We start from the raw sequence: 22,274 nt of genomic DNA, 5'->3' as shown, positions 1-22,274 counted from the left end.
GGTGCTCATGCCGCATCACGCGGCGTTTATATGTTTGACCGCCCAGGCCGGGTCACCAGCGCCGTGATGCACGGCGGGCAGACAAAGGGCGGGAAAATGGCCAGCGGCGTTGCTCGTCTTCCGGCGCTTTCAAGCGTACGCAGAAGACGGATGGCCGGCCTATGAGGCGGAATCCTAGGGCATGCGGGTCGTTCATGTTTGAAGGAATTGTATCGGGACGAAACGACCTATCCGACGGTGCGCGGCCCGATGGCTTGGGCACGCCGCTTGCTGATCTGGCCTCTTGCACACAAGGAGCCGCCATGCCACGCCTGCGTCCAGGACCCGAAATCAAAAAAATGCTGGAAGGAGCGCTCTACGACCCGACCGACCCCGACATCCAGGCCGAGCAGGCCGCCACCAAAGCCTGGCTGGTGCGATACAACGCCGCGCTGGCCGCGCCTGCCGCCGAGCGCCACGCGCTGCTCGTCGAACGCCTGGGCGAAGTGGGACGCGGCGCGGTGGTGCGGCCGCCGTTTCATTGCGATTACGGCTGCAACATCCACCTGGGTGTCGACGTCTTCATGAATTTCAATTGCGTCATCCTGGACGTGGCCCGCATCGACATCGGCGACGGCACACAGATCGGACCGGCCGTGCAGATCATGGCGGCGGACCATCCGCGCGATGCGGCCTCGCGCGCGGCCGGGCTGGAGTTCGGTCGCCCGATACGCATCGGCCGCAACGTGTGGATCGGCGCCGGGGCGATCCTGCTGCCCGGCATCACGGTGGGCGATCACGCGATCATCGGCGCGGGCAGCGTCGTCACGCGAGACGTGCCCGCTTCGGCCACGGTGGCGGGCAACCCGGCCCGCCCTATCGGCCGCTGACCGCGAACGCGCCGCCGCGTCAATCCTGCGGCGCATCCCTGGACGAACGCTGATGCGCCGGCCCACCCGCCGCGCTCAGGTTGTAGGCCGTGTTGACCAGGCCGATGTGCGAGAACCCCTGCGGGAAATTGCCCACCAGCCGCTTGCGCGCCACATCGTATTCCTCGGCCAGCAGGCCCAGGTCATTGCGCAGCGACAGCAGATGGTCGAACAGGCGATGCGCGTCGTCCAGCCGGCCTTGCATGATGTACGCATCGGCCAGCCAATAGCTGCACGCCAGGAACGCGCCTTCGTCGCCGGGCAGGCCGTCGTCGCTGTGCTGCGTGGAATAACGCAGCAGCAGCCCGTCACGCAGCAGTTCGCGTTCGACGGCCTGTATGGTGCCGGTCACGCGCGGGTCGTCGGCCGGCAGGAAGCCAACCTGCGGAATCAGCAGCAGGCTCGCATCCAGCGCGGTGCCGCCGTAGTACTGGACGAAGGTGTTGCGCTGCGCGTCGAAGCCGTTCTTACAGATGTCCTCGCGGATCTCGGCGGCCAGCGCGCGCCATCGCTCCACCGGCCCATCCAGGCCGAAGCGTTCGCAGGATTTCAACGTGCGGTCCAGCGCCACCCAGCACATCAGCCGCGAATGCGTGAACGCGCGCGGCGGCCCGCGCATTTCCCAGATGCCGTGGTCGGGCTCGCGCCACAGTTCTTCAAGCGGCGTAAGCAGCACTTTCTGCATGCGCCATGCCTCGGCCAGCGGCGCCAGTTCGGCGACCCGCGCGGCGTGCAGCGTTTCGATCAGTTCGCCATAGACGTCCAGCTGCATCTGCCCGGCCGCCGCATTGCCCAGGCGCACGGGCGCGCTGCCCTCGTAGCCGGGCAGCCAGGGAATATCGTGTTCGGGCAGCCAGCGTTCACCGGCAATGCCATACATGATCTGAAGCTGATTGGGGTGCCCCGCCGCCGCGCGCAACAGCCATTGGCGCCACGCTTCGGCCTCTTCCCGATAGCCGGCGTTCAAGAGCGCATACAGGGTCAGCGCGGAGTCGCGCAGCCAGCAATGGCGATAGTCCCAATTGCGGGTGCCGCCCAGTTGCTCGGGCAGCGAGGTGGTGGGCGCGGCGACGATGCCGCCCGTCGGCTGGAACGTCAGCAGCTTGAGCGTGATGAGCGACCTGACGACCGCATCGCGCCGCCGCCCCGGCCCGTTGTCCCAATGGCAGCGCTTGGCCCATTCGTGCCACCACGCCACTGTGCGGTCCATGCTTTCCAAGCGATCCGGCACGAAATGCGGCGTCTTGTGCGACCGGTGATACGACAGCGTGAACGGCACCGTGTCGCCCTTGCGCACCTGGAAGGCCGCCACGCTTTTCATGTCACGCCCCTGCAAGGGCACCGCCGTGTGCAATTCGACGGCGTCCGGCCCCGCGATGGCGCTCAGGCCATAGTCGCGCCGCCGCACCCACGGCACCGCCTGCCCGTAGTTGAAGCGCAGGATCAGGTCCATCCGCATGTCCACCTGCCCCGACTCGCCCTGCACGATGCGCACGACGTCCACGCGCTCCTCGTCGTCGCTAAGGGGCATGAAGTCATAGACCAGCACCGCGCCGGTGGGGGTCTCGTGCCGCGTTTCCAATACCGCCGTGTCCGGCAGATAGCGGCGCGTGCTGGTGTGGCCCGTGCCCTCGGGCGCCAGCAGCCAGTGGCCATGGCTTTCATTGCCAAGCAAGGCCGCAAAGCAGGCGGGGGAATCAAAGTGCGGCAGGCAGAGCCAGTCGATCGAGCCGTCGCGCGCGACCAGCGCGGCCGACAGCATGTTGCCGATCAAGCCATAGTCCTCGATGGGTTTGGACATGGCTCAACCCGCCCCGCGAAAGCCGGGATACAAGGTCATGCCGCCATCGACGAACAGGGTCGAGCCGGTGACGTAATCGGAATCGTCGCTGGCCAGCCACGCCACCGCGCGCGCCACGTCCTCGGGTTCGCCGATGCGGCCATACGGAATCAGCTTGAGCAACGACGCGAGGCTTTCCGGCGTGTTCCACGCAGGCGCATTGATGGGCGTTCGAATGGCGCCCGGCGCCACGGAATTGACGCGGATCTTCATCGGCGCAAGCTCTTGCGCCAGCGACTGCATCAACAAGGACACGCCGCCTTTGGACGCCGCATAGTTCGATTGAAAGGCCCAGGGGATGACCTCATGAACCGAACTGATGAAGACGATTTTTCCGGCGGCCTCGCCGGCGGGTGGCGGCGCTTGCCGGTTCAGGAACACCCGGGAGGCCGCGCGGGCGCACAGGAATTGGCCGGTCAGGTTGGTGTCGATCACCTTCTGCCATTGCGCCAGCGTCATGTCCTGGATGGCGGCCGGTTGCTCGATGCCGGCGTTGTTGACCAGGATGTCCAGCCCCTGGAAATGGTCCGCCGCCACGCGGAACAAATGATCGACGTCGTCTTCGCGGCTGATGTCGGCCGCCGCCGCCACCGCCTGGCCGCCCGCGTCGACGATCTGCTGCACCACCTCGGCTGCGCGGCGTTCGGAATCTTCATTTGGCCGGTGATTGACCACCACCTTCGCCCCCGCCGCCGCCAGCTCCAGCGCGATGCCGCGCCCGATTCCTGAATTGGCGCCCGTGACAATCGCCACGCGCCCGGACAGATCTACCGCATGCCGCATGCTGCTCTCCTTGTGGCGCGCGGGTTCGGGGCCGATGCTGACCGAAACCGCCTGCGCCGCTGTCGATAGCCAGTCGCCAGCTTAGTCCCGGAGCCGCGTGCGCAGCAACCATCCAGACGCGCGGCAACCTGGCTGCTCCAACACCCATCGCGGATCACCTGCTGCGGGCACGCCGATTGCTGAACGGCCTGCCACGCCGCTGATCCCTTCGGCGTGCGCTAAGGGAGAACAGCATGGCGCAGTGCCCGCAACCCGCTCGCGCGGTCCGACCCCGGCCCGTCATTCCAAGCTGAGGCAACCGATGCATCCGGACATACGCCCGCGCGACGAGGCCGGCCCCGCCGTCCGCATGTCTCCGCTCAAACGCGGCATGTGGACGTTCCTGGCGCTGGCCGGCATTGCCGCGTTCTATCAAGGCTGGCATTTGCTGCACACGCATCACCCGGTCGTCGGCGACGCCTTGCTGGGCGGCCTTGCGGCGGCAGGGGCCACGGCGCTCGGCACCTTGCCGATCCTGTTCTGCCGCACGCTGTCCGACCGCACGCAGGACACGATGCTGGGCTTTGGCGCGGGCATCATGCTGGCCGCCAGCGCCTTTTCACTGGTGATACCCGCGCTGGGCGCGGCGAGCGAGCTGGGCTTGGGACGCTGGGCAGCCGGCTTGACGGTAGGCGCGGCGATCCTGCTGGGCGCGGGCGCGCTGATGCTGATGGACCAGCGCATTCCGCACGAGCATTTCATCAAGGGCAAGGAAGGCAAGGACGCGCGCGCGTTGCGGCGCGCCTGGCTGTTCGCGTTCGCCATCACCCTGCACAATTTTCCGGAAGGCCTGGCCATCGGTGTGGGCTACGCGGGCAACGACGCGCTGCGCGCCAGCGCGCTGGCCCTGGGCATTTCGATCCAGGATGTGCCCGAAGGGCTGGTCATCGCCATCGCGCTGCGGGCGGCGGGCTACTCGCGCGGCTTCGCGGCTGCGCTGGGCGCGGCCTCCGGCCTGGTGGAACCCATCGGCGCGGTGCTGGGCGCGGCGCTGGTGGGCGGATCCGCGCAGTTGCTGCCCTGGGGACTGGGCTTCGCGGCGGGCGCGATGCTGTTCGTCATCAGCCATGAAATCATTCCGGAATCCCATCGCAAGGGCCATGAAGCCTGGGCCACCAGCGGCCTGATGCTAGGCTTTGTGCTGATGACGCTGCTGGATACGGCGCTGGGGTAGCTCGCCGAGATGCGTGGCGGCGAGGTACAGTTATCCACCCCCGTCCCCCCTGCTCGCCGCCCCTTTCGGAGATCCGGCCATGGTATTCGTGATTCCCAGCACTGCCGACCTGATGCTGTTCGTCAGCGCTGCCCTGATCCTGCTGGCCATACCCGGCCCCGCCGTGCTCTACATCATCACGCAGTCGATCGAACAAGGCCGCAAGGCCGGGCTGGTGTCCGACCTGGGCATCCACACGGCAACGCTGGTGCACGTGTTGGCGGCAGCGCTGGGCCTGTCGGCCCTGTTGGCGTCATCGGCGCTGGCGTTCAGCATCGTGAAGTACGCGGGCGCCGCGTATCTGATCTGGCTGGGCGTGAAGAAAATCTGCACGCGCCCTGTCGCGGCCGCGCTGGATGCGCCGCCCAAGGCGCGGCGTTATGGCCATCTGTTTCGAGATGGCTTCATCATCAACCTGCTCAATCCCAAGACGGCGCTGTTCTTCCTGGCCTTCCTGCCGCAGTTCGTGGATGTCAGCCGGGGCCATGTCGCCTCGCAAGTCGTCTTTCTGGGACTGGTGTTCGTCCTGCTGGGCCTGATCAGCGACGCCTGCTACGCGCTGGCGGCCAGCGCAGCCGGCCGTTGGCTGCGCCGCAGCCGGGGCTATCTGCACTTCGAACGCTACGTGGGCGGCGCGATGCTGATCGCGCTGGGCATCACGGCGGCGCTGGCGGGCAATAACAATAAGAAGTGAGGGTCGGGGGATGCGCACCCTGCGCCTCACACGAACCGCCCCGCTTTGTGGCAGCATGCGCGTGCAAACCCGCCTTTTGCGAAACCGCGACAGGCACGCCATCCCCCACCACGGAGCGTCATTCGTATGAAAATCAAGGCCTTGACCCTGGGTATCCTGCTGGCCGGCGCAAGCGCGACCCAGGCCGCGACGGTAAAGGAAGTGTTCAACGGCGACATGCTGGGCACCAATCAGCGCTACTTCGAATCCATCGCGGGCGTGCCGCGCGAGTCCTTCGGCAACGACCACATATTCCGCGTGCAGAACTGCCAGATCACCGCCACGATCGGCAACGGCAAGGTCACCGCGCTGCGCATGGATCTGGCCAAGGGCTGCCAGCCCGACCTGCAAAGCTTCATCGGCGAGGACGCGCCCAAGGTCGGCCAGCCGATCACCCCGGGCGCGTTCGGCCGGGGCCTGCGCTACACGGCCGACTGCCTGTCGCAATGCGGCAACGCGGCGGACCCGTCCGCCTATGCGCTGTGGTCGGCGCCCCGTTCGTCGGGCGCGGTGGAAGTGCTGTTGGAAATGGTGCTGGTCGATGGCAAGGCGCTGGACGCCGCCGATCAATGGGAAACCCAGATGAAAGAGGCGGCGGGCGAGGACTACGTGATGAACACCAAGTTCAATTGCGAGACCCGCTTCGACAAGGTTGCCGAAGCCGCCTTCAAGGACGTGCCGGCCACCGCCATCACCATCGGCTACGACCTGCCCACCCAGCGCTGCAATTAAGTGGTCTGGCGGTATCCAGAAAAGTGGCCTGAATAAACAGGCCACTGCACTCCTACACTTGCGCTTTCCGCCCCCCGGCATCGACACGATGCGGGCCAGGGGCTTGCAACCTGTGGAGTGATTTCATGAGCCCATCGCCGGCCAGCCTGCGCGCCGCCGACTTTTTCTCGCCGACCGTCGCGGCGCTTATCTCCGTGCTGGTCAACTACGGCGGCACCTTCGTGCTGGTGTTCCAGGCGGCCGAGCTGGCCGGGCTGACACCGGCGCAGACCGCCTCATGGGTGTGGTCGGTGTCCGTGGGCGTGGGTGTCACGGGCGCGTGGCTGAGTTGGCGCTACAAGGAACCGATCATCACGGCGTGGTCCACGCCCGGCGTCGCGTTCCTGGCCACGGTCATGCCGTTCACGCCGTATGGCGAAGTCATCGGGGCCTATATGATTTCGGCGCTGGGCTTCGTGGTGCTGGGCATGACGGGCGCATTCGAAAAGCTGGTCCGTCTGATTCCTGGCGGCATCGCGGCGGGTCTGCTGGCCGGCATCCTGCTTCAGTTCGGGATCAATGCCTTCGGCGGCGCCAGCGTCGACCCGCTGCTGGTCATCGTGCTGCTGATCTCGTATGCGCTGCTCAAGCGATTCACCTCGCGCTTTGCCGTGGTCGGCATCCTCGTCATCGGGCTGGCGATGCTGGTTGTGCAGGGCCGTATCGATTTCTCAAGCGTGCATCTGAGCCTGGCCGAGCCGATCTTCGAAGTTCCCCGGTTCTCTCTGAATGCGCTGCTGGGCGTGGCGCTGCCCTTGTTCATCATCACGCTGACGGGCCAGTACATGCCCGGCATGCTGGTGCTGCGCCATGATGGCTTCAAGACGCGCGCAGATCCCATCCTGGTCACGACGGGCCTGGGCTCGCTGCTGATGGCGCCGTTCGGCTCGCACGCCTTCAACGTGGCGGCGATCACGGCGGCGATCTGCACCGGCCCCGACGCGCATCCCGACCCCCGCAAGCGCTACATCGCGGGCCTGGCCTGCGGACTGTTCTACATCCTGGTCGGCACCTTCGGCGTCACGCTGGCCACCTTGTTCATGGTGCTGCCCAAGGCCTTCATCACCACGCTGGCGGGGCTTGCGCTGCTGGGCGCCATCGGCGGCAGCCTGGCCAACGCCATGGCCGACGCCCGCACTCGCGAGACCGCGCTGGTCACCTTCCTGGCCACCGCCGCGAACGTGACCTTGCTGGGCGTGGGCGGCGCGTTCTGGGGGCTGGTGGCCGGCTTGACCGCGCATCTGCTGATCCACGGCGGCCATCGCACGCTGATCGGCAGCCCGGCCAAGCCGTAGCCTGCCGCCGCTTACCGACCCGAGGCCAAGGCGTTGCGCAGGCGCAGCACGGCGGTCTCGATCTCGTGCTCGGTCAGCGATGCGTAACCCAGCAACCACCCTTCCAGACGTTCGGCGCCCGCATACAGGCGGCTGATGCCCGGCAGCACCAGCCCCGCCTGCGCCGCCAGCCGGCAGGTCTGTGCCTCCGTCCAGCCCGCTTGCAGCAAGCACGGCACCTGCAAGCCGCCCGGTGGCTTGATGGCGGTGACGATGCCCGCCAGATGCCGGCCAATCGCCTCCAGCATGCAGGCCCGGCGCGCCGCGTACAGCTTGCGCATCGCGCGCACGTGCGCGTTGTAGTGGCCGTCTTCCATGAAGCGCGCCAGCGTCAGTTGCTGGATCTGCGGCGTGTGCCCGTCCATGATGCTGCGCGCGCGGGCGAATGCGCCGACCAGCCCGGCCGGCAGCGCCATGTAGCCCACGCGCAGGCCGGGGTACAGCGTCTTGCTGAACGTGCCCACGTACAAGGTGCGTTGAAACTGATCCACGCCCTGCACGCAGGCGGTGGGCAGGCCGTCGTAATGGAATTCGCTGTCGTAGTCGTCTTCGATGATCCAGCGGCGGTTCTCTTGGGCCCAGCGCGTCAGCATCAGGCGGCGTTCCAGCGACAGCGTCGCGCCCGTCGGATACTGGTGCGATGGCGTCACGTACACGCAGCGGGCGCCGCTGCGGTCCCGCCGCAGCAGGTCCACGCGGATGCCTTGCGCGTCCACATCGATCGGCACGATGCGGGCCTGTGCGGCCTCGAAGGCTTTGCGCGCGCCGAAGTAGCCCGGGTTCTCCATCAGGATGGGCTGGCCCGCATCCACCAGCAGCTGCGCGCACAGGTATAGCGCCTGCCGCGTGCTGCTCAACACCAGGATCTGGTCCGCCGACACGCGCGCGCCGCGTTCCAGGTTCAGGTAATCGGCAATGGCCTGGCGCAATGGCTCCGCGCCCTGCGGATCGCCGTGCAGCAGCAGGTGCGCGCGATGTTCTTTCAGCACCTGGCGCTGCAAGCGTTGCCAGACATCGACGGGAAAGGTGCGCGTTTCGGGCAGGCCCGTGGCGAAGGCCTTGACGGCCTGCTGATCGGCCACGCCGCCGCTGCCGTCGATCTGCGCGCCGCGCAGACTGAGGCCATCACCGGCCCGCGCCGGCACGCCCGACTGGTCTGCACCGCGAGCGCGTCGCGGCTTGATGTTCCCGCGAGAGGCCCCCCGCAACGCCGCGCCCATCGTGTCGGACACATAGGTGCCCGAGCCTGCGCGCCGCGCGATATAGCCATCTCGATGCAACTGTGCATAGGCGTACTCGACGGTGTCGCGCGCCACGCCCAAAGACTGCGCCAGCCCGCGCGTGGCGGGCAGCTTCACCCCGGAGGCCAATGCGCCGTCCAGGATCAACGCGCGCAGCGCGCGCTGGATGCGCTGGTGCAGATCCAGCCGGGCATAGGCGGCGTCAGCCATCCGCATCCTGAGCGTGTCCAGCTCGAACGTCTTCACCATGATGCGGTCCTGACCGGGGATAGCGTCGTCATGCCGTTGCGGGTATCGGGGAAAGGCGTCAACTTTACCCCGTCGGCGCGCGCTGGCGACGCACCCGGCGTCAATACCGATAGTTGACGCCCAGCATGGCGCTGAACGGCGCGCCGTAGTAGTTGCTGTAGACGTTCGTGCTGGCGTAGTACTTCTTGTCGAACACGTTGTTCAGATTCAAGGTGGCCGACCATTGGCGGGTGAATTGATAGCGGGCCATCAGGTCCACCAGCGCATAGCCGCTTTGCGATGCTTCGGCCTGCTGGCCGCCAGGGCCACGGCTGGAATAGTTGCTGGCGCTTTCCCAACGCAGGCCGCCGCCGACCGTCAGCGCGCTCAGATCGCCCGGCAGACGATAGGTGGTGTACAGCTTGGCGATGTGGCGCGGCAGGCCCACCTGCGTGATGAAGCCTTGGGGCAGGCGGCGGTCGACATAGGCATACGACAACTGCATCTGCCAGCCGGGCGTCAGTTCGCCGCTGAGTTCGGCCTCGACGCCGCGTAAGACCGCGCCGTCGGCGGCCACATAGGCGTTGTCGCCATTGGGCGCCAGCTTGTCGCCGTCGATCATGGCGTAGTTGTCCTGGCGCGTGCGGAACAAGGCCACCGACCCGTTCAGGCGGCCATCGAGCCAGGTGGACTTCAGGCCGATCTCGTAGGTGTTGCCCTTGATGGGTTCCAGCACGCCGCCCGACACATTCTGCGCCTGCTGCGGCTGGAAGATGCTGGTGTAGCTGGCATAAGCCGACAGCGTCGGCGTCAGGTCATAGACCAGCCCGGCGTAGGGCGTGTAGACGCCCTGCTCGCGCATATTGTCCGGGTACGACGAGCCATCGTTGTATTGGTAGGACGCCTGCTGGTCCCACCACGTCACGCGCGAGCCCAGCACCAGCGACAGCGCATCGGTCGGACGCAGCCGCAGCGCGCCATAGATCGATGACTGCTTCTCGGTGTAGTCGCGCTTGCCCGTGGTCTGCCAGTCGGGTTCCGGCATGTCGCCGTTCCAGCCACGGATGTCGGGAATCTTTGCGTCATAGCCCGGCGCGGTCCACAGCGGGTACATGTCGTAGTCGCCCCGGGTGCGCGAGGCGCTGGCCCCGATCACCACGTCGTGCTGGCGGCCGAACGCATTGAAGGCCCCACTGAGGCTGGCGTCCACCGCGTTCTGCGTCTTGGGGATCGGCCATTTAGCCACCCACACCGACGCGCCCCGCCCCGTGGTCGGATCCGCCCAGCCGTTGCTGCTGAACCAGCCATAGGTGCGGTCGTTGTCATCGCCCGTGCGCGACACGGTCAACGACCCTTTCCACAAGGGCGCGAACTCATGGTCCAGCGTGGCGAACACGTTGTAGCGCGTGCGCGTCTGGCGGCTCCAGTCGGTGGCCGAATTGAAGCTCTGGCGGAAATCCGTCTTCGAGCCATCGGCATACACCGCCGGAAAACCGAAATACGAGCACGCCGTGCAATGCTTGCGCTGGTACTCGCCACCCACGGTCAGCAAGGTGCGCTCGCCCAGGTCGGCTTCGATCACGCCGTACAGCAGTTGCGAATCCTGCTTGACGCGGTCGATGAACGAGCCGCCCTCCTGCCATGCGCCGACCACCCGGCCGCGCAGCTTGCCGGCCTCATCGAGCGGGCTGCCCAGGTCAAATTCCGTACGGCGGTAGTCCCACGACCCCACCGCCGCGCCCACGCTGGCCTGAAACTCGGGCGTGGGGCGCTTGCGCACCAGGTTGATCGAGGCGGCCGGGTTGCCCGCGCCGTTCAACAGGCCGGTGGAACCGCGCACGACTTCGATGCGGTCGTACAGCGCGGTGTCCAGGCCCAGCGCATTGAAGTCCTTGTGCGTGGGCACACCGTCCACCTGCATGTTGGTGATTTCCATGCCGCGCGCGTACAGGCCCTTTTCGTTGTCATCGGCCGATCCCTTCTTCTTGAAGGTCAGGCCGGGCGCGTTGGCGATGGCGTCTTCCAGCGTATTCAGGCCCTGGTCCGACAGGCGCTGGCGCGTCATCACCGACACCGATTGCGGTGTCTCGCGCAAGGTCATCGGCAGCTTAGTGGCGGTGGTGGACAGGCCCACCGTATACGAGTCCGTGCCTTCGCTGGGCGCGGGCTCGCGCGAGCCCAGCACCTCGACGGGCGCAAGCGTCTGCGTCGCGGCGCGCCGCAGGCCGTAGTTATTGCCCCCCTGGCTGACAGCCTCCAGCCCCGTGCCCGCCAGCATCGCCGCCAAACCCGAGGCGATGCCGTATTCCCCTTGCAGCCCCGCGCTCTGCTTGTCTTGCGTCAGCGCCGCGTCGAAGGACAGGACCACCCCCGCCTGCGCGGCATAGCGACTGAGCGCCAGCCCCAGCGGCCCGGCCGGCACGTCATAGCGGCGCACCGTGGCGGCCGTGTCGGGTGTTTGCGCCCACGCGGGCGGAGCGAAGGCCAGCGCCGTCAATGCGGCGAAGACGGCGCACGCAACGGGCGCCAAGGTGGCGGGATGGCGATGGGCAGGCAAAGAGAAAGGCATGGGATCGAGGTTTCCGTGAATCATTCCGACGTAATCCCTGCCAAGTCGAACGAGCACGGAAAAAAGGACAATGCCTGGCGAAAAAAATCAGCTTCGGGGAACGATCCGCGTGTAATAGCGCGTGTAGCGGGACACGCGCACGGGCAAAGCGCGTTCCACGGCGGCCAGCGCGCGGTCGGTATCGTCGATGGGATACGCGCCCGACACGCGCAACTGCGCCACCGCCTCGTCGCAGCGCAGGCGCCCTGGGCGATAGCGGTCCAGACGGGCCACGAAGTCGGCAAGCGTCAGGCCGTCCACCACCAGCAGGCCGCGCGTCCAGGCGTCGGGCTCGCCGGTGATGGCGCCATCATGGCGCGCGGCGGCCGCCTGCAACACGCCCTGTTCGCCCGCGTTGAGCCGCAGCGCCGGGCCGCCGCCCTCGGGCCAAAGTTCGACGGCATGGCGCAGCACCGCAACACGCGTCATATCGTCCTGGCGGTTGACGGTGAAGCGCGTGCCCAGTGGCCGCACGACGCCGTGCCGGGTGGCGACCTGAAGCGGCGGCAGGCCCGGCGCGGCGCCTTCGGTATCGATCAGGACTTCGCCAGCATGCACCGTGATGCGGCGGCCGCGCGCGTCCATGGTCACGTCCACCGCGCTGGCGCTGTCCAGCCAGAGCAGCGTGCCGTCCGCCAGCAACAGTTCGCGCCGTTCGCCCGTGCCCATGCGGTAGTCAGCCAGATAGCCCGCCAGCATCTGCTCGACCGGCAAGACGCGCCACGTCAACACGCCGCCCGCGCCCAACAGTGCGACCGCGCCCAGGCTGTTGCGCAGCACGGCACGCCGGCGTGCGAAGTGGTGATCGGCCCGGCTCAAGGTGTCGGCGGCCAGCCGCGCGGGCGCAGCGCCCAGCGTGCCGCGCAGCCGTTCCACCTGGCGCCAGATGCGCGCGTGTTCGGGATCTGCCGCCAGCCAACGCCCGTGCGCCGCCACATCGGCCGCGCTGACGTCGTCCGCGCACAAGCGCGCGTACCATTGCGCGGCTGTGGCTATCGTCTTGTCCGCCATGGGGCTGCCTACTGCCTTTGCAGGGCGTACACGAGGCAATGCTCGGTGGCGCGCGCCATGTATTTCTTTACTGAGCTGACGGTGACACCCAACTGCAAGGCGATGTCGGCATAGCGCGCGCCTTCCAGCTGGGACATCAGGAAGGCGCGCCGCACCTTGGGCCCCAGGCCGTGCAGCATGGCGTCGATCTCGCGGATGGTTTCCAGCAGGATGGCTTGCGTCTCGGGGGAAATGGCATGGGCCTCGGGCTGCTGCGCCAAGGTTTCGAGCCAGGCGCGTTCCAGCACCTGCCGGCGGACGTGGTCGACCAGCGTACGCTGCGCCACCGTCGCCAGGAAGCTGCGCGGTTGCCGCACACCTTGCAACTGCGCCATCGACGCCGGCGAAGCCAGCAGGCGCAGGAAGGTGTCTTGCGCCAGATCCGCGGCCTCGGCCGGCACCTTCAGCCGCCGTAGCAGCCATCCACGCAACCACCCGTGGTGGTCACGATAGAGCAAGCCAAGCTCGCGGTGCTCCAGAGATTCCAAGGACGACATGGCGGTGGCGAGCGCTACCCAGATTTTTAAGAATGGGAATTGTAATCATTATTGATGGCGCTCGCCAAGCGCGCGACTAGCGGCGGTAGACTCCCAGCTTCTCCCCTTCCCCGACCGACCCATGACCACCGCCCTGATCATCATCGACGTGCAGCGCGCCCTGTTCGAAACGCAGCCGGCGCCGGCCGATGCCGACGCCGTGCTGGACCGCATCAACGAACTTGCCGAGCGCGCGCGCCGGTCGGGCGCACCAGTCATCTACGTGCAGCACGAGTCCCCGGGCGGGGATCTGGCGCACGGCCAGCCGGGATGGGAGCTGGATCTGCGGCTGCGCCCCGCGTCCACCGATCTGCGCGTGCGCAAGACCACCCCGGATTCATTCCTGCGCACCGATCTGGGGCAGACGCTGTCCGAGGCCGGCGTGACGGCGCTGGCGGTATGCGGCTACGCGACGGAATTCTGCGTGGACACCACCGTGCGGCGCGCGGCTGCCCAGGGCTACCCGGTGACGCTGGCCGCCGACGCGCACACCACGTGCGACAAACCGCACGCGTCGGGCGCCCAGATCCGTATCCATCACAACGCCACGCTGTCGGGCATCACCAGCTTCGGCGTACCGATCGTGGCGGTGCCCGCCGCCGACATCGTGTTCGACGCGGGCGTGCCGCGATGAAACGGCGGGCGCATCGCAGTCGCTGACGCGCCGCGCCTGTCGGCCAGCAGCTAACGCACGCTGACGCGCCGCCGCCCCATCCTTACCGTATCGAATCCAGCAACGCCTTCGCCTCGGCGCGGCGGCCTGCGTCCGCCGATTCCCGCCCCGGACGCGGCGCTGCATTCAGCGCCTTTTCCAGGTAGGGCACGGCCTCGGGTTTGCGATTGCGATAGACCAGGTAATCCGCATAGAAGTAGTTGGTGTCGATGCCGTTCGGATTGATCGCCAATGCTTCTTGCAGCAGCCCCTCGGCCTTCTTGTTGTCGCCGAACCCCACGGGCCAGCCGGGCACCTTGTAATACAGCACGCCCAGGCTGCTCAATGCCGAACCGCCCAGCGCCTTGCGGTCGATCTGGATGGCGGACTCGTATTCCGCGCGGGCCTGCTTGGCCAGGCTCAACGCGCCCATCCCGCCCTTGGCGTTGGCCCAGGAACTGAGGATGATGCCCTCCCAGATATGCGGCTCGGCGCTGCCGGCATAGCGCGCGGTCAGCGCATGCGCCTGCTGCGACAACGTTTCGAAGCGGCCTGCGCGCTGATCGGCGGGCGTCTGGTACTGGATCGTGGCCCAGTCCGTTTGCAGCGCATGGATGCCCTGGTCCAGCTCGGCGGGTGCGGCGCTGGCAAGCGGGCAAGCCGCCAGCGCGACGAAAGACAGGGTCACGCCCGCAAGCAGATGGGTCCAGCCAGCGCGCAAAGAAGGGGTAAGTTTCATGACGAAGATCCTGAAAGAAATTTTGAATTCATCAGCGCGCGGCGATGTTTGGCGAACGCGCCGTCCAGCCATTCCGGACACAAGCCATTGAGCCGCGCGGCAATGGCCTCGACGCCGCCCGCAAAACCTTGGCGGGATTCTCGTTGCAGCATGCGTACGACGTTGGCGGCAATCGCCTCGGGCGTATCGCTGGCCGAACCGGTCTCCTGGTTGAACGCCATGACCTCCGGCGAATTGAACGGCGTGTCGATTGCGCGGGGCGCGTAGTACTGCACCCGGACGCTGGTGTCCGCCAACTCACGGCGCAGCGCCTCGGTGTAAAGCCGAAGCGCGGCCTTGCTTGCCCCGTATGCCGAAAACCCCGGCACGCCCAAGCTGCCCAGCGTCGAACCGATGTTGAGCACCTGCGCGTGCGGCCGCGAGCGCAGCATCGGCAACATGCCGGCGATCAACATCATGGGCGCGACCACGTTGGTGTCCATCACGCGGCATGCCTCGTCCGCCTGCAATTGTTGAGCCGGCCCAAATGCAGCGACGGCCGCATTGTTGATCAGCACGTTCACGTCCCGCGCGGCGGCGGCATCGACAATCGCCGCGCGGCCGCCGTCGGTGGTGACGTCCACGACCAGCGCATCCACGCGCATGCGATCGGCGGCGCCCGCGTTCAGGGATTGCGCCAGCGCCAGCAACGGTCCCGCCGTGCGGCCCACCAGCAACAGCCGCGCGCCTTCGTCCACCAGCCGCCGCGCAATCGCACTGCCCAACCCGCCTGCCGCGCCGGTCAGCACCACGGATGCATTGCGCGGGCTCATGCGCCGGCCCCTTGCGCCCTGCCGCGTGGCAAAGCCTGGAAGATCGCGCCATACAGCCGATAGAACATATTGGCCGCGTGTATCACGGCGGCCTGATCGGCGGGGTCGTTCAGCTGGTTCATCAGGTCGGCGAAATGCGCGGTGTGTTCCTGATCCAAGGTGCCATGCGAACGCAGGTAGCTGAATGCGGACGGCGGCAAGGCCAGCACCCGCTGGATCTGGTCGGCGGCATTCAGCGCCAGCGCAACGCTGGTGCCTTCCAGCACGTGCACCATGCCGAAAAATCCCAGCGGGTTCTTGCGTGCAATCGTGTCGTAGGCATAGGCCACCATGACCTCGGTCTGCGGCCCCGGCCCCGCCGCGCGCACGGCGTCCGCATCGTCGCCCAGCGCGCGCAGGTCATTGAGTATCCACTCGTCATGCCCCGTTTCCTCATCGATGTACTCATCAATGGCCTCCTGCATCCATGCCAGCCGGCTGGGCATGCGCGTGCGCAGCAGCCGCATCAGCGGCACGGTGTGGGTGACGTGGTGATAAGCCTCGCGCAAGAACGCCGTGTAGGCGTCACGCGAAACCTCGCCGCGCAGGCAGTCCTGGATGATGGGCGTGGCCACCAGAGATTCCCGGCCTGCGCGGGTGTCGTGCAGCAATCTTTCGAAGAATGTCATGGTCGTTCAAACCGTTGGTTGTGCGGAATTCCGCGAAAATAGATCGGCATGCAGGTCCGCCACGGCGGCGCGGCGCGCGCGTCCGTTCGGCGTGCTCAAGCCGCTGGCCGCGCTGAATTCCGCGCGGGCGCGCATCCAGGGCCCTACCCGCGCGTAGTCCGGCAGCGTGGCGTTCAGGCGGTCGATACTGCTCTGGATGGCCTGGTCGCTGGCAGCGCCCAGCGGCCAGATCACCGCGCCCAATCGGGCCTGTCCTTCGCCCAGCACGACCGCCTGCGCGATGGCCGGCTGGCCCGTCAGGCCAAGCTCGATCCACTCGGGCGATACGTTGCGGCCGTAGCCCGTGATCAGCACGTTTTTCTTGCGCCCCTGGACGTGCAGAAAGCCTGCATCGTCCAGATGTCCCAGGTCGCCGGTCGGCAGCCATTCGCGCGGCGCGGTCAGTTCGCCCAGGTAGCCCAGCGCATGCGCGCCCGCGACTTCGATCTCGCCATCGGCGGCCACGCGCAGCCGCGCGTGCGGCAGCGGCTTTCCGCAGGAGCCCGCGCAATCCGCGCCGGGCAGGTTCAAGGTCTGCACCGAGCAGGCTTCCGACAGTCCATACCCCTCATACGCGGGCAGCCCCACCGCGCGGGCGCTTTCCAAAAGCTCCTTGCCCACGGCCGCGCCGCCGACCGCCATCAAGCGCAACGCGCCGGAGGCTTTGTTGCCCGTCGCGTGCAACCATGCCGAGTAGGCGCGCAGCATCTGCGGCAGCACGATGACGCTTTGCGCGTCCGAGCCGATCAGCGCAAGGTGAAACACAGCGGGATCGAAGCGCGACGAGCCTTGCAGTCCGACTTCGCTCAAGGGCCGCACACAAACGGTCGCGCCTTCGATCAAGGGCGAATACACGCCCGCAATGTTTTCCAGCAACACAGGCAGGGGCAGCGCCGTGAGATGGCGGTGTATGCCCAGCGGCCGAGTGGCTTCGGCCAGGCTGGCCGCCACCGCCAGCATGGCGCTCGCATCCAGGCAAACCCCCTTGGGATTTCCGGTCGAGCCCGACGTGAACGTGATCTTGGCGGTGCGGGCGGGCAAGGACACCCGCGTGTCGTCACGCCGGAACATTGTGGACAGGTCGGGCAGCGTCTGCACCACGTCAAAGCCGAAGGCCTGCAACAAGGGCTGTATCGATGCCGGCCCGATGACGACGTTGACGCCCGCGGCGTTCAATGTGTCGCGCCACTGTCCGGGCGAGAAGAACAGCGGCAAGGGCACATGCACGAAGCCCGCCTTCAGGCAGGCAAGATCGTTGACGATCCAGTCCGCGCCGTTATCCATCAACGAGGCGACAACGCGCGCTCGGTGAGACGCCAGCAGTTGGACGCGCGATGCAACGCGCGCCGCCAGCCCCGCATAATCCAGCGATTGCATGGCGGTCCGCAGGGCGGGCTGCGTGGCCCGCGAGGGGTCTTCCAGCCGCGAGAAAAAGTCCTGGGTATTCATGCGGCATGCTCCGGAAAACGCGCCAGGATGGCATGCAGTCGTCCGGCGAATACCTGCGGACCGTGCGCGTAATACGTGCCCCAGTCCGCGCGTTCCTGCTCGCTGAGATGGTCTGCCGTGGCCACGCAGAGCGGTTGATGCGCCAGGCCCATGCGCATGAAGCGTTGATGCAGTTCGCGGGTCAAGGTGCTGACGGCCCATTCGAAACCCTGCTGGTGCAGATGCCGCGCCAGCAGCGGCACCAGCAGCCGGCCCGCGCCCGGACGGATGGCGGCGAACTGGCCGGCTTCGACGATCCGGCCGCGTGCGACCGGCGCGCCCTCGTCCAGCAAGTACTTTTCGATGGGCGCGGCCAGATAGCGTTCCAGAAAGAGCGGATCGGCGGCGCCGCGATAGCCGGCCGCCGCCATGATCTCGCCATCCCTCTGCACGCTGACCAGTGTGGGCAGCCATTCATGCACCGACGCCCCGAAGCGTTGCTGATAGCGCTGCCGTATATACGATTCGATCCGCGCTCGCATCGGATCGTCCGGCGCGTGCACGTGCAGGCTGGCGACCGAGGTCGAGGACGGCGAGGCCACGGAGAGTCCGGGCGGCAGGGCTAAGAGCTTGGTATGCGGCATGCTGGCTTCCAGTCGGGCAGACAGGGTTTCCAAAAACGATGGAGCGCAGCTTAGGGTCCGAACCTTAATGACAAATTAACCAGCGGGCGGTGGTAATCTCGTTCGAACGGGGCCCCTGGGCAAGAAATGAGAATCCTCATCATTGAAGACGATCCGCTGATCGGCGACGGATTGAAATCCGGTCTACGGCTTTTGGGCTATGCCGTGGACTGGTTCACCAGCAGCCGCGAGGGCGACCATGCGATGGGCGTCGTCCATTACGACGCCGTCGTGCTGGACCTGGGCCTGCCCCTTGAGGATGGCGTCACGCTGTTGGCCCGCTGGCGTAATGCAGGCCGCAGCGTACCCGTCGTCATCCTGACCGCGCGCGAAGCCGTCGACAGCCGCATCGCGGGGCTGGACGCCGGGGCCGACGACTACCTGATCAAACCCATTGCGCTGGACGAATTGGCCGCGCGCCTGCGGGCGGTCACACGGCGCGTGGCGGGCAAGCCCGAACCGGTGTGGCGCCATGGCGATCTGGATTACCACCCTGCCCTGCACGAAGTGCATTGGAAGGGCCAGAAAGTGGACCTGACCACGCGCGAAGCCCTGCTGCTTGAGCTGTTCCTCACGCATCCCCATCGCGTCCTGACCCGCGACTTCATCCGCGACAAACTCTACGACTGGGACGCGGAACTGGAAAGCAACGCGCTGGAAGTCTTCGTGCATCATCTGCGCAAGAAGATCCATCCCAAGATCGTACGCACGGTGCGCGGCTCGGGGTATGCGCTGGGCCAGGTGGATGCCGAAACATGACCTTGCAACGCAGGCTGATCATCGCCGTGCTGTTGGCCGCGCCCTTTGCGTGGCTCATCACCATCGCCGGCACCTACTGGCGCGCCACGCACGAAATCAATGAGCTCTACGACACCGACATGCTGCGGCTGGCGCAGCAGACCATCGCCGTCGCCGCATTGATTCCGCCGTCCGTCACCACGGTGCCGCTGCCGGCCACCGCGCCTTCTTCCGACAGCGGCGATGCCGGCCCCGGCGATCTTTCTGTCGCCATCTGGCGCGGCGCGGGCGAGGCGCTGGTGCTCGATGCCGAAGCGCAGCAATTCCCGCGCGAAGCTGGGCGCGAGGGCTTTTTCGACAGCATCGTCAATGGCGTTCCATGGCGTCTGGTCTACCTGAGCGACCCCGACAGCAACACGCGCGTGGCCGTGGGCCAGCGCATCGGCGAGCGCGAGGACCTGGCCATCGCCTACGTCGCCAGCCAGATCCTGCCGTGGCTGGCCGGGCTGCCCGTCCTGATCGCCTTGCTTATCTTTGCCGTGCGCAAAGCCATACGGCCCGTGCGCGATCTATCGGTGCAACTGGAGCGGCGCCGGCCCGATGACGCCACGCCCTTGCCGACCGCCGAGGTGCCCGGCGAAATGCGGGTGCTGGTCGAAGCCATGAACGGCTTGCTGGCGCGAGTGGGCACGCTGATCGAACAGGAACGCCGCTTGACGGCCGACGCCGCGCACGAGCTGCGCACACCGCTGGCGGCCGTGCGCGCGCAGTGGGACGTGGTGCAGCGCACGCAGGACCCGGCCGAGCGCAAGCAGGCGCAGGCCAGCGTCACGCGCGGCATGGAAAGGCTGGATAGATTGGTGTCGCAATTGCTGACGATGGCGCGGCTGGACAGCGCGCATCATGCCGATTTTGGCGGCGCTGTCGATTGGCGCGCGGTGGCGGAACAGGCGGTGGGAGACTGCCTGTGGATCGCCGACCGGCGCGATGTCGACATCGCGGTCGAATGGCCCGGCGCAGACGAGCAGCCGCTACCGATGGCGGGCGATGAACAGGCCTTGGCCATCCTGCTCAAGAACCTCCTGGACAACGCGATCCGCTACGGTCCGCGCCATGGCCGCGTGCGGCTGATCTTTGGCGCGGCCGAGATTGCCGTCGACGACGAAGGCGCGGGCATAGCCCCCGATATCCTGCCCCGGCTGGGCGACCGCTTCCTGCGCGCGGCGGGCCACGAAGAGGCCGGCAGCGGGCTGGGCGTGTCCATTGCACGCCGTATCGCGCACAACCATGGCCTGCGCATCCAGTTCACGATGCGCGAGGCCACGCAGGACTTCGGGCGCGGGCTGCGGGTCACGCTGCGGCGCGGCCAATAGCCGCGTCCGGCGACCCGCATTCAGGCGTCAAAGAAAGAACAGGAACGACGCGGCGATCAGCGTCGGGATGGCAGCGCCCGCCAACAGCCCCGTCATGCTGACCGCGCCGTTCGAGAAGCTGCCGCGCAGCAAGGCCACGCCGGCCGGATTGGGCGCATTGGCGATGACGGTCAGCCCGCCGCCCGCCACCGCGCCGGCCACCAGCATGTACTGCGCCTGGCTGGAAATGCCGTCGATGAGCGAGCCCAGATAGGTCAGCGCGGCGTTGTCGGTGATCGCGGTCAGCGCCAGCGCGCCAACGAACAGCACGTTCGGCTCCAGGCTGCTGACGATGGGCTGCAACCACCACTGCTGCATGCCGCCCAGCACCACCAGGCCCGCAAGGAAAAACCCCACCAGCAAGGCCTCTTTGATGATGAGCGGGCTTTGATGCGCCTTGTAGGCCTGCGTATAGCCGATGAAGAAGAGGAACAGTCCCAGGAAGATGATCGGATGGTGCGCGCTGAGGACGACTGCCGCCAGGAACGCCAGATGCACCGCGATGACCACGGCCGACATCGGCTTGGCGGACTTCTTCATTGACATGACATCGCCCGAATGCAGATGCGGGCGCAGCAGCAAGGTGACCAGCGTGGCGTTGACCAGCACGGCCAGCGCCGCCTTCCAGCCGAACGTGCTGAACATGAAGGCGCTGTCCCATCCCCAGGTGGACGCCACCATCAGGACGGGCGGCGCGGCATAGGACGTCAGCGTTCCGCCAATCGAAATATTGACGAACAGAACGCCCAGCGCCAGATACTTCAGCCGTTCCGGCATGTCGCGGTGAAACACCTGCGGCGCCAGCATCATCGCGGCGATGGTCATTGCGGCCGGCTCGGTCACGAGCGATCCGGCCAGCGGCACCAGCGCCAGGCACAGCCACGCCTTGGCCGTCTGGTCACGCACGGGCAAGAGCCGCGCGACGCGTTCGACCAGCCGCATGACCACCGTCAGCACGGGCAGCGATGCCGCGATGACCATCACCACGAAAACAAAGGCGGGTTCGGTGTAGTTGCGAGATTCGGCATAGGCCAGGGCAGAGCTTCCCGAGGCGGCCAAGGCCATCAGGACAAGCAGGATCGCCGCCCAGAAGCCGAACACCACTTCGACTTCGCCCAGCAGATGCAGCAGGCCGCCATGACGTTTGCTTCGATGCGCCAGACGCAAAAACATCGGCGCGGAAAAAGTGTGCAGCAAGGCAACGGCGAAAACAATGGCGGCAATGATTTCCAGACCGGACTCTGTCACGTATCAGTTCCTGTACATAGGGGGTAAAGGCCCCGGGGTTAGAGACGAGGAGACGACACCCGCGCCACCTCCACCCACAGGCGCGTCATGACGACGTGCTTGACCAGATCGAAAAGATGCGCCGGGGCGCTGGCCGGAACCAGCACGCGCCGTATCAGCGCTTGCAAGTCTACTCGCACGCAAGGCTGGGCGGACGCGCTCGCGCGCTGTCGGAAAAGGGTACGCAGGCGCACCCGGCTTTGGCAAGGCATGTCGATCTTCAATTCGGCATGCTCGGGCGCCAGCACCGCGTGGTGCAGCGCATCCAGCGTGGTGCAGACATAGACCGAACCGGGCTGCGCGCTGTCGTCATCGATCTGCCGCCGCCATTCCTGCGAGCCGACCAGCGACGACGTCGCACCCTTGTCGGGCAGGTCGAAACGCAGGTGGCTGAATTCCAGCAATTCGATGAACTCCACAAAGGGAAGTTCACGTACCACGGCCAGCGTTTCGCCGGACCTGTCACCGCCTTCATGGCGCGCCAATTGCTGCATGACACCCTCCCCGTCAATAGACAAGGGGGGCCCGCCCG

The 22,274-nt window shown here is 66.9% G+C and carries 21 protein-coding genes; 8 read left to right on the top strand and 13 right to left on the bottom strand.

Annotation, left to right across the window (positions count from 1 at the left end; all coding sequences use genetic code 11):
• The first annotated feature begins 302 nt into the window (after window positions 1-302).
• Entirely contained in the window at window positions 303-869 is a 567-nt protein-coding gene (locus API01S_RS15450; protein ID WP_006221459.1) for a sugar O-acetyltransferase, read from the top strand.
• Between the two features lie 19 nt (window positions 870-888).
• On the opposite strand, the gene API01S_RS15445 is transcribed toward API01S_RS15450, so the two are convergent.
• Window positions 889-2,709 (bottom strand): glycoside hydrolase family 15 protein, encoded by a 1,821-nt coding sequence (locus tag API01S_RS15445; RefSeq protein WP_061305149.1) that lies wholly within the window; start codon window positions 2,707-2,709, stop codon window positions 889-891.
• Between the two features lie 3 nt (window positions 2,710-2,712).
• Window positions 2,713-3,531: a glucose 1-dehydrogenase gene (locus tag API01S_RS15440; RefSeq protein WP_061305147.1), complete on the bottom strand. Its 819-nt coding sequence runs from the start codon at window positions 3,529-3,531 to the stop codon at window positions 2,713-2,715.
• 349 nt (window positions 3,532-3,880) lie between these two features.
• Between API01S_RS15440 and API01S_RS15435 the strand changes: the two genes are divergently transcribed.
• The 4 genes from API01S_RS15435 (at window position 3,881) to API01S_RS15420 (ending at window position 7,582) form a co-directional block, all read left to right on the top strand.
• The gene (locus API01S_RS15435) at window positions 3,881-4,744 is read left to right on the top strand and encodes a ZIP family metal transporter (RefSeq protein ID WP_050784527.1); all 864 of its coding nucleotides are present in this window, start codon (window positions 3,881-3,883) and stop codon (window positions 4,742-4,744) included.
• A gap of 79 nt (window positions 4,745-4,823) precedes the next feature.
• The gene (locus API01S_RS15430; protein WP_050729377.1) at window positions 4,824-5,477 is read left to right on the top strand and encodes a LysE family translocator; all 654 of its coding nucleotides are present in this window, start codon (window positions 4,824-4,826) and stop codon (window positions 5,475-5,477) included.
• Window positions 5,478-5,603: 126 nt separating this feature from the next.
• On the top strand, window positions 5,604-6,248 hold the full coding sequence (locus API01S_RS15425) for a hypothetical protein (protein ID WP_050729378.1): 645 nt from the start codon (window positions 5,604-5,606) through the stop codon (window positions 6,246-6,248).
• Window positions 6,249-6,373: 125 nt separating this feature from the next.
• Window positions 6,374-7,582, top strand: a complete 1,209-nt coding sequence (locus API01S_RS15420; RefSeq protein ID WP_061305145.1) for a benzoate/H(+) symporter BenE family transporter — start codon at window positions 6,374-6,376, stop codon at window positions 7,580-7,582.
• A gap of 11 nt (window positions 7,583-7,593) precedes the next feature.
• On the opposite strand, the gene pdxR is transcribed toward API01S_RS15420, so the two are convergent.
• The 4 genes from pdxR to API01S_RS15400 all read right to left on the bottom strand — a co-directional run bounded on the left by pdxR (window position 7,594) and on the right by API01S_RS15400 (window position 13,245).
• Complete coding sequence (gene pdxR / locus API01S_RS15415; RefSeq protein ID WP_061305144.1) at window positions 7,594-9,111, bottom strand: MocR-like pyridoxine biosynthesis transcription factor PdxR; 1,518 nt, start codon at window positions 9,109-9,111, stop codon at window positions 7,594-7,596.
• A 100-nt stretch (window positions 9,112-9,211) separates the two neighbouring features.
• A complete protein-coding gene (locus API01S_RS15410) occupies window positions 9,212-11,659 on the bottom strand; it encodes a TonB-dependent siderophore receptor (protein ID WP_061305142.1) in 2,448 nt (815 codons plus the stop codon).
• 87 nt (window positions 11,660-11,746) lie between these two features.
• On the bottom strand, window positions 11,747-12,709 hold the full coding sequence (locus API01S_RS15405) for a FecR domain-containing protein (protein WP_061305139.1): 963 nt from the start codon (window positions 12,707-12,709) through the stop codon (window positions 11,747-11,749).
• A gap of 8 nt (window positions 12,710-12,717) precedes the next feature.
• Window positions 12,718-13,245 carry a sigma-70 family RNA polymerase sigma factor gene (locus API01S_RS15400; RefSeq protein WP_006221473.1) on the bottom strand — a complete coding sequence of 176 codons (528 nt, stop codon included), beginning with the start codon at window positions 13,243-13,245 and terminating at the stop codon, window positions 12,718-12,720.
• 121 nt (window positions 13,246-13,366) lie between these two features.
• On the opposite strand from API01S_RS15400, the gene API01S_RS15395 reads away from it, so the two are divergent.
• Window positions 13,367-13,918 (top strand): cysteine hydrolase family protein, encoded by a 552-nt coding sequence (locus API01S_RS15395; protein WP_061305137.1) that lies wholly within the window; start codon window positions 13,367-13,369, stop codon window positions 13,916-13,918.
• Window positions 13,919-14,000: 82 nt separating this feature from the next.
• Here API01S_RS15395 and API01S_RS15390 read toward each other — a convergent pair whose 3' ends face one another.
• The 5 genes from API01S_RS15390 to API01S_RS15370 are packed head-to-tail and all read right to left on the bottom strand — an operon-like array spanning window position 14,001 to window position 18,266.
• Entirely contained in the window at window positions 14,001-14,675 is a 675-nt protein-coding gene (locus API01S_RS15390; RefSeq protein WP_217481369.1) for a tetratricopeptide repeat protein, read from the bottom strand.
• Window positions 14,672-15,487, bottom strand: a complete 816-nt coding sequence (locus API01S_RS15385) for an SDR family oxidoreductase (protein WP_061305135.1) — start codon at window positions 15,485-15,487, stop codon at window positions 14,672-14,674. Before API01S_RS15385 ends, API01S_RS15390 begins: the two co-directional genes overlap by 4 nt.
• Complete coding sequence (locus API01S_RS15380; RefSeq protein WP_006221477.1) at window positions 15,484-16,155, bottom strand: TenA family transcriptional regulator; 672 nt, start codon at window positions 16,153-16,155, stop codon at window positions 15,484-15,486. The genes API01S_RS15385 and API01S_RS15380 overlap by 4 nt, the downstream gene beginning before the upstream one ends.
• Window positions 16,156-16,161: 6 nt before the next feature.
• Window positions 16,162-17,643, bottom strand: a complete 1,482-nt coding sequence (locus API01S_RS15375; protein ID WP_061305134.1) for an AMP-binding protein — start codon at window positions 17,641-17,643, stop codon at window positions 16,162-16,164.
• Window positions 17,640-18,266, bottom strand: a complete 627-nt coding sequence (locus API01S_RS15370) for a thermostable hemolysin (protein ID WP_006221479.1) — start codon at window positions 18,264-18,266, stop codon at window positions 17,640-17,642. The genes API01S_RS15375 and API01S_RS15370 overlap by 4 nt, the downstream gene beginning before the upstream one ends.
• A 126-nt stretch (window positions 18,267-18,392) precedes the next feature.
• Between API01S_RS15370 and API01S_RS15365 the strand changes: the two genes are divergently transcribed.
• Together API01S_RS15365 and API01S_RS15360 are read left to right on the top strand one after the other, a co-directional pair.
• Window positions 18,393-19,064: a response regulator gene (locus API01S_RS15365; RefSeq protein WP_006221480.1), complete on the top strand. Its 672-nt coding sequence runs from the start codon at window positions 18,393-18,395 to the stop codon at window positions 19,062-19,064.
• Window positions 19,061-20,416 (top strand): ATP-binding protein, encoded by a 1,356-nt coding sequence (locus tag API01S_RS15360; protein WP_006221481.1) that lies wholly within the window; start codon window positions 19,061-19,063, stop codon window positions 20,414-20,416. Before API01S_RS15365 ends, API01S_RS15360 begins: the two co-directional genes overlap by 4 nt.
• Before the next feature lie 27 nt (window positions 20,417-20,443).
• Here API01S_RS15360 and API01S_RS15355 read toward each other — a convergent pair whose 3' ends face one another.
• Window positions 20,444-21,703 (bottom strand): putative Na+/H+ antiporter, encoded by a 1,260-nt coding sequence (locus API01S_RS15355; protein ID WP_061305132.1) that lies wholly within the window; start codon window positions 21,701-21,703, stop codon window positions 20,444-20,446.
• Window positions 21,704-21,741: 38 nt separating this feature from the next.
• Window positions 21,742-22,236: a hypothetical protein gene (locus API01S_RS15350; protein ID WP_061305130.1), complete on the bottom strand. Its 495-nt coding sequence runs from the start codon at window positions 22,234-22,236 to the stop codon at window positions 21,742-21,744.
• Between the last annotated feature and the right edge of the window lie 38 nt (window positions 22,237-22,274).

The sequence above is a fragment of the Achromobacter piechaudii NBRC 102461 genome (assembly GCF_001571245.1).
Classification (GTDB): Bacteria; Pseudomonadota; Gammaproteobacteria; order Burkholderiales; family Burkholderiaceae_B; genus Achromobacter; species Achromobacter piechaudii.
The sequence above is the reverse complement of the archived record's forward strand: the minus strand, read 5'-3'. Positions and strand labels throughout refer to the sequence as shown.